We start from the raw sequence: 7,832 nt of genomic DNA, 5'->3' as shown, positions 1-7,832 counted from the left end.
CCCGCCGATCCCGCCGACGCGGCGCCGCCCGCGCCGCCGGCCTTCTCGGCGCCGCCCGCGGCCGCCGACCTCGAGGCGACGACGGCGTGGGCGTACGACGCCGGCGGCGCCGCGGAGCCGGCGCAGACCGCGGGGGCGGTCGGCGCTCCCCCCGCGGCCGCCCCGTCCGCTGACGGGGGCGCGGCGCCCGCGGCCCCGACGCCCGATTCCGCGGCGACGGCGTCGGCTCCTCCGGCGTCCTCTTCTCCCTCGGCGGGCGGCTCCGCGACGCCTTCGTCGGAGGGGGGACCGGCCGCGTCGGGCGGGTTCGAGACGGCTCCGCCGCCTCCGCCCGCGTGGGCCGGCGAGGCCGGCGCGAACGCCGCGCCTTCGCCCAAGGACCCGACCGGCCCCGAGCCGATCATCCCGGAGTCGTGGTTCGCGCGTCCCAAGCGTCCCGACGAGCAGAAGCAGGGGCAGGACCAGGACCAGGCGACCCAGGTGTGGTCGGCGCAGCAGGCGCCGACCGCGCCCGGCGCGGACGCGCAGCCCGCGGCCGACGCGCACGCCACCGCCGCCGACTCGCTCGGGCAGACGACGGTTCTGGACTCCGCCGCGTCCGCGGCCCCGCCCGTGCAGCAGACGCAGGTGATGCAGCCCGCGCCGTCCGCCCCCATGGAGCACGGCATGTTCGCGGCCCCGCCGTCGGCGCCCGACGCGGTCGCCGGGCCGCCCTTCGGGGCGCCCCAGTACTTCGGCGGGCCGCACGGCCCGGCGGGCACGCAGTTCGCCCACCCCATCCAGGGGGCCGACACCGCTCCCCCGGGTATTCCGCCCTATCCGGCGGGGCCGCACGGCACCGGGAAGAAGGGGGTGAGCAAGCCGCTGCTCATCACCGTCTCGGGGCTCGTCGTCGCGGCGCTGGTCTCGGTGGGGTTCGTCGTGTTCGGCAAGGACGACAAGCCGCAGCAGCCCGTCGCCACGACGACGTCGCCGGCGCCCACCAACGCGACGATGACGCAGCCGCGCCGCCCGGCCCCCGCGATGTACGACCAGGCGCGGCAAGTGGACGCCGTCCTCGCGGCCAGCCTGGACGCCCGCAACGAGCTCACGCGCGCGGTCGAGGCCGCGCGCACGTGCCGGACGCTGCCCGCCGCGATGGCGGGCTTCCAACGCGTCGCGGTGCGGCGGCAGGACCAGCTGCGCCGCACCCAGAACCTGAAGCTCGACAAGGTTCCGAACGGGGAGCGTCTGCGCGTGGCGATGCGGCAGGCGTTCCAGGCGTCGCTGGAGGCCGACCGCGCCCTCATCGCCTGGGGGAAGCGCGCGGGGCGCAAGTGCCGGGGCAAGCCGCGCCCCGACATCTCGCGCGCGTCCGGGCGCATCCCCGCCGAGCGCAAGGCGATCATCGCCAAGCAGAGGCTCGTCGCGATATGGAACCCGTTGGCCCGCCAGGTCGGCCTGCCGCCGCGCACCGTGTCGAACCTGTGATGCCGGGGCCGGTGGGGCGACCGCGGTCACCGTGTGACGCCGCACGCTGGTCGGGGCATGAAATCCTTCATGACGGCAAGGGACTGTGATGCGCTGTCCGGCATGCGGTAGCGGCACCTCGTCCGCGTCCTCGCGCTGCCCGCGATGCGACGCGCCGCTCGGCGGCGGCGACCCGTGGACGCGGCCCGACGACGCGGACGCCGGGAACCCGCTCAGTGGCGACACCCCCACGGCCACGACCCCTTTCCCGCCGGGCCCGCCGCCGTCCGACCCCGACCCTCCTCAGGCTCGCGCGACGTGGTCGCCGCTGCCCACGCCGCCCTCGGAGACGACCTTCGTGTCCCCCGCGCCGTGGGACGAGCCGCAGGTGCAGGAGCAGCCGCCCCGCGAGCGCCGGCGCCGCGCCCTGCCGTACGTGCTGCTCGTCGCCGCCTGCGCGGTGCTGGCCGCGGTGGCGGCCGTCGTCCTGCGGTCGGGCGGCGACGACGCGGACACCGCGGCACCACCGGGAGGCGGCAGCCCGTACGCGAGCGATCCCGCGGCCCCGGGGGCGGAGCCTGACGCGACGTCGTCGCGCAACAGGAACAAGGCCATCGCGGAGGCGGGGGCGATCGACAAGCTGTTGGAGCAGATGGCCGACACCCGCGCCGACCTCGGCGACGCCGTCACCGACGGCTGCCCGAAGTCGGCCCTGCAACGGATCCTCGCCCAACGGCAGGACCAGCTCCGCCAGGCCGACGCGCTCGCCGTCGACGCCCTCGACCAGGGCGAGGAGCTCAAGGACGCCCTCGTCCGCGCCCTGCGGGCGTCGGTGGAGTCCAACCAGCGGTACGTGGACGCCGCGCCCGGCTGCCCGTCCGAGAGCGCGGTCGCCGACGTCAACGACCGAGCCAGCGAGGCCAAGGCCGAGTTCATCCGCTACTGGCGGCCCATCGCCGAACGGGAGGGCATGGACCCGCGGTCGGCCGACACCATCTGAGCCCGCCGATCAGGCGTCGGCGGGCGGCGGGTCCGCGTCGCCCGCGAAGGCGGCGACGAACCGGTCCGGCCAGCTCAGCACCGGCTCCAGCCACGAGGAGACCCGCATGGTGCCGGCGACCGTGTCGAGCCGCTCGTCCTCGGGCAGGCCGATCGTGACGACCTCCAGGTCGCGGGCGAACGCGGCGTGCTCGTCGTCGCCTTCGAGCGCGGTGAGCGCGACGGGCCGGTTGCGTTCCAGCTCCATGGACAGCGGATGGCGGCGCAACGCCCGCAGCCGGTGGCCCAGCTTGGGTTCGGGCGGCTGCTTCAGCCCGGGGAGCGGATAGTCCAGGGGCGGGGCGGGCGCGTGCTTGTCGGGCGGGCCGGCGCCGTACGGGAACAGCTTGTCCATCTCGTGCAGCCAGCGCACTTGGGGGATGACCCACGCCGCTCCCGGGGCCGTCCCGGCGAGCCGGTGCTCGCCGTCGAGGAGGCGCTGCGCGACCTCGGCGGCCTTGGCGGTCAGGTCGGCGGGCGGGTAGGCGGTGCGCAGCGCGCCGGCGCGGCGCGTCACCGCGCGCTCCAGGACGGTCGCCAGCGTGCACTCGCGCAGCCGCGGCGCCAGCCGCGACCAGGCGCGGGCCAGGTCGGGCGGCACGGCGGGCAGCGGCCGGTTCACCACGTGCGCGAGCACCAGCACGTCCGCCCACAGCCGCAGCCACGCCCAGTCGGGGCTGGCCGCCAGCAGGTCGGCCTCGCGCAGCTCGAACAGCGTGCAGGCGCGTCCCGACCGGCACTCGCAGCCGCACGCGGCCGAGCGGCGCCCGTCGATCGGGGGCGGCGGGCCGGGCAGCACCGCCTCGCGCCCCTCGCCCAGCGGCACGCGCACCCGCAGCGGCCGGTCCATGCCGTCGGCGAACACCGCCGCCACGCCGGGCCGCAGCGACACCACCTCGCGGGACTGGTCGTCGTCCAGGTTCATCGCCGCGCCGACCTGGTGCCGGTCGTCGAACGCCGGGAGCCGGTGCACGACCTTCAACGCGGTGTTCTTGATGACGTCCGGCACCAGCTTGGTGGGGATCTGCTCGGCGACGATGATGCCCTCGCCGTAGGCGCGGATCTCCGCCAGCATCCCCGCGAACAGCTCCACGGCGTGCGCGCTGGTGCGTTCGGGGCCGCGGTTGCGCAGCAGCCGGTGCGCCTCCTCGATGACGATGACGTGCCGCAGACCCGGCGGGGTGCCTCCCGCGCGGGCCCGCATGCGCAGGTGCTCGACGATGCGGATGATGAGCGTGCCCATGAGGAACGCCTTGTCCTCGTCGTTGGCGACGTCCTCGATGGCCAGCACGATGTTCTCGCGCAGCATCCCGCCGACGTCGGCGGGATGGCCGCCCTCGAAGAACCGCCCGGCGGACCCGATGCGCAGGCTGCGCAGCCGCACGTCCACGAACCCCTGGACGTCGGCCATCAGCTCCCGCCCGTAGCCGACCTCGCCGATGACCTGGAGCGCGGCGTTCTGCAGCTGCTCGAGCGTGGGCACGGCCGGCTCGATCAGCGAGCCGGGGACGCCGCCGCCGGTCACCACGTCCCAGCCGTTGGCCTCGTACACCCGCTGCAGCGCCTGCGCCATGATCTGCGGGAACGGCTCCTCGGCGTCGAAGGCGGCCTGGAACAGCGCGCGGACCATGTCGATGTGCGCCTGCACCGGGTACCCGGGTTCGGGCGCCAGCGGGTTGACCGACAGCGGCACCGCCGCCGGGTCGGACGGGTTCACCACGGTGACGGCGCCGCCGAGGTCGCGGATGCGCCCCGCCATGGCGGCGTACTCGGACTTGGCCGGTTCGATCGCCAGCCACGGCACGCCCGCGCGGGTGAGCTGCTCCAGCAGGTGCCGGACGGTCTGCGACTTGCCCGACCCGGTCGCGCCGGTGACGAACACGTGCCGGTTGATCGTCGAGCGCGGCACGGTGAACCGGCCGACCTGCCGGTCCTGCCCGTCCAGGATCGCGCCGAGCTCGATGCGCGGCTCGTGGGCCGCGGCGGCGGCCGGCGGCTCGTCGGTCTCGGAGGTCACGTCGAAGTAGCCCGCGTCCAGCACGCGCAGCCCGGGCACCTCGCGGCGCGGCAGCCCGGCGAGCGCGGCCAGCGCGCCCGCCGTGGCGACGAACGGGAACCGCTGCTCGCCGTCCACCGGCCCGGCGTCGCGCCGCAGGGCCTGCTGCCGAAACGCCGCCGCGGCGGCCTCGGCGCGGTAGCGGGACCGGTCGACGGCGGGCCGGTAGGCGGCGGGCCCGGGGTCGACGCGCAGCATCTCGCTGAACGTGCCGCTGACCTGCCCGGACCGCAGCCGGTACGGGTGGTGGCCGAGCTCCATCGAGCCGACCAGCACGGGCGCGATCTGGCCGAGCTCGGCGGGGTTCGCCGCGCCCGCCAGGACCCGCACCCGCCACAGCCCGGCCTCGCGGAACGCGTCCAGCTCGGCCAGCCGCTGGTCGGCGCGCGCCACGGCGAGCCGGGCCTGCTCGTCCTCGCCGCGCCGCAGCATGCGCAGCTCGTGGTGCAGCTCGCGCATCTCGACGTCGACCTGCCGCTCGTCGCACGGGTCGGCGACGACGAACCAGCCGAACGGCCGTTCCATCAGGGTGACGAGCGTGGACTCGAACAGCCCGGGGCCGTCGTCGGCGCGGGCCACCTGGGGCGCGAGGCGTCCGGGGCAGCGGGTCCAGGTCATCCGTTCGACCTGCCGCAGCCACGCGTCCCCGATCGGCACGCCGCGGGCGCCGCTGGGGAACAGCAGGCCGCGCGCCTCGCCGTCCGGCGCGGACGGCTCCCCCACCGGCCCCGCGTTGGTGATCAGTTCGAGGGGGGCGCCGCCGCCGGGCGACAGCCATCCGACGACGAACGGCCGCCGCCGCCGCGCCGCCGACAGAGCCGCGGGGAGCACGCTGACGAAGTCCCATTCGGCGGACGCGGTGCGCCGCGGCGCCGGAATCGCCTGGATCCGGTACCACGGTCCCGCGAGAACGGGCGTCTGCGGCTGGTCGGCACCTGACGACTGCGCATCCGGGACTGACGTCACCCCAGCATCCTTACCGGGCCCCGGCCGCTCGCGCCAGGTCTGCGTCAGCGTCCTCCCGGAGGGTCGGCGGCATGCTTACCGGTGGGGCGCAGCAACGTGACGATGCGCGGCGCCCTCCGGGACCCGCCGTGCCTGCCCCTCCCTGTGCCTTTCACCTCGGCGCTCCGGCCGGCGGTCGACGGCGCGCCGCGGTCTGCTCCAGGGGGCCGCTCGGGAGTCGGGGCGCCGAGGGGCGGTTGCGCATTCGACTCGCTCTCTTGGCGCCGGGCATCCGCCTCCGGACGACGCCCGCGCTGCGCACCGGCCGCCGAGGTCGTGCGAGCACCGTCGCTCGAGTCCCGCGTCTCCCGCTTCGAGGCCTCGCCGTCGGGTTCCAGCTCGGCCTGGCCGTTGAGCCGCTCCTGCTCCCGCAGATACTCCTCGAACTGCATCGAGTGGGTGGTCGGCAGCGTGATGATGCCGGGGTTGGCGTCCACCAGCAGCACGCGGCGGCCGCTGCCGCCCGCATGGGTGAAGACCATCGCGGTGGGCGGAAGCTCCTGCAGCTGGTGCGGCTCGATGAGCAGTTCGCGGAAGCGCTGCTTGCCGCCCTGGCCGCTCGCGCCGACGGTGCGGCCCCAGACGGTGGCGTTGCCGATGACCTCGGCGAGCGCCGCGTCGTCGGCGGCCGGGGCGGGCAGCGGCGACCACACCGGGTCGGTGAGCCCGTCGCCGCGGATCCGGGCGTAGGCGACCGTGCTGGCGTAGCGCTCGCCGGCGACGTCGTCCGACAGCGCCTCGCCCGTCGCGTCGGTGATCTCGGCGACGAGCAGCCGCTGCCCCGCGCCGATGTGGTCGGCGGCGACGCGGGCGTCCTCGGGGTTGCCGACCCGCATGAACCCGACGGCGGCGTGCCCGCGGCGGCCGAGCCGCTCGCGCACGTGCCGCGGGATGGACCGGTACATCAGCACCAGCCCGGTGCCGGTGGCCTCGCAGGCGTCGACGAGACGGTCCAGGACGTCGCCGCGCAGCTTCTCCGCCCCGCACAGGAAGAGGGTGTGGTCCCAGCGCCCGCTCGGCGGCGCCTGCCGGATGCGGTGGGTGAGCGCGGTGGTGACGTACGTGCCGAGGATCCGGTTGGTGAGCACCCCGGCGCGGCGGTCCATGGACATCACGTGCAGCCGCGACGGCGGCAGCCGCACCGGCTCGGTGCCGAGCTTCTCCAGCTTGCGCAGCTGCGCCTCCAGCGCCCAGGCGCGGCGCACCACGATCCGGTCGGTGGCGTCCCGTCCGAACAGGGTGGCGATGCGCTCGAGCTGGTGCTCGGTGAGCAGTCCGCGGCGCAGGTCGTCGCGGGGGTCGCCGACCTGGGCGAGCACCCGCAGCGCCGCGGTGATCTGCGGGATGGACGGCTCGGTGGCGCCGCCGTTCGCCCCGGCGGGGCGCAGCACCTCGATGACGCGTTCCAGGATGGAGTTGTCGAACGACAGGTCGCGGGTGCCGCCCTCCTCCTCGCCCGCGCCCACCACCAGCGACAGCACGTCGGCGAGCGCCTCGGGGCCGAGGCCGCGGGTCGCGTCGAGGCGCACCAGGTCCGCCGGCAGCACCCAGACGAGGGGGTCGTCGCCGCGGTCGGCGGCCAGCCGCACCAGGTCGTGGGCGACGGCGCCCTCGGACAGGTCGATGACGGTGACGCGGGCGCCGACCGCCAGCCGGGACGCGCCCATGGTGGTGACGATGGCCGACCATCCCGCCAGGGTGCCGCCGACGACGTCCACGCGGTCCACGCCGGGCGGCACGGCCACCGGGTACCACTCGCGCTGGTTCTCGTACGCGCGGCGCCGCCGCTCCCAGTCGCGGTACGCGGCGTCGTACTCCCGGGCCGCGGCCTCCTCGCGGCGCCGCCGCTCGGCGCGTTCGCGGTCCAGGCGCCGCTGTTCGGCGGCCAGCCGGGCGCGGACGGCGCGTTCGTCCCGCCACAGCGCGGACCCGGTGATGCCGAGGATGATGGCGCAGGCCAGCAGCGCCACGCCGACGAACGCCCAGGGCAGGACGCCCACCAGGCCGCAGCCCAGGAACAGCACGACGCCGACCCCGGTGCCGTAGGCGGCGATGCGCAGCGGACGCCCCGCCATGTGCTCCCCGGGGCGCGGCGCCGGGATGCTGGGCAGCGGCTCGGGCGGCGAGGGGTCGGGCGGGGAGGGCGGCGGCCCTGGATCAGGGTGGACCTGTGCGTACCGCCAGCCGACGTAGACGCGGTCGGCCTGGATCAGCCGCGTCCTTGCGGACCCGTCGGCGCTGTCGGTCACGTCCTGAGACCTCTGGGAGTTGCGGGATGCCTGGG

Annotated in this window: 3 protein-coding genes and 1 pseudogene; 2 read left to right on the top strand and 2 right to left on the bottom strand. The window is 76.2% G+C overall.

Annotated features, from left to right (window positions below):
• Positions 1-1,470, top strand: a pseudogene (locus AR3_RS30960) (hypothetical protein); the annotation flags it as partial.
• Positions 1,471-1,807: 337 nt separating this feature from the next.
• A complete protein-coding gene (locus AR3_RS30140; RefSeq protein ID WP_067906852.1) occupies positions 1,808-2,449 on the top strand; it encodes a hypothetical protein in 642 nt (213 codons plus the stop codon).
• Positions 2,450-2,458: 9 nt separating this feature from the next.
• Here the strand turns inward: AR3_RS30140 and AR3_RS00765 are convergent, their stop codons facing one another.
• Both AR3_RS00765 and AR3_RS00760 read right to left on the bottom strand, forming a co-directional pair.
• Positions 2,459-5,509: an ATP-binding protein gene (locus tag AR3_RS00765; RefSeq protein ID WP_067906850.1), complete on the bottom strand. Its 3,051-nt coding sequence runs from the start codon at positions 5,507-5,509 to the stop codon at positions 2,459-2,461.
• A 44-nt stretch (positions 5,510-5,553) separates the two neighbouring features.
• Positions 5,554-7,797: a hypothetical protein gene (locus tag AR3_RS00760; protein ID WP_067906848.1), complete on the bottom strand. Its 2,244-nt coding sequence runs from the start codon at positions 7,795-7,797 to the stop codon at positions 5,554-5,556.
• Positions 7,798-7,832 lie beyond the last annotated feature (35 nt).

This window comes from Actinomadura rubrobrunea NBRC 15275, from assembly GCF_001552235.1.
GTDB lineage: Bacteria > Actinomycetota > Actinomycetes > Streptosporangiales > Streptosporangiaceae > Spirillospora > Spirillospora viridilutea.
Note: the sequence above shows the minus strand (reverse complement) of the source record. Positions and strands in the feature narration are given on the sequence as shown.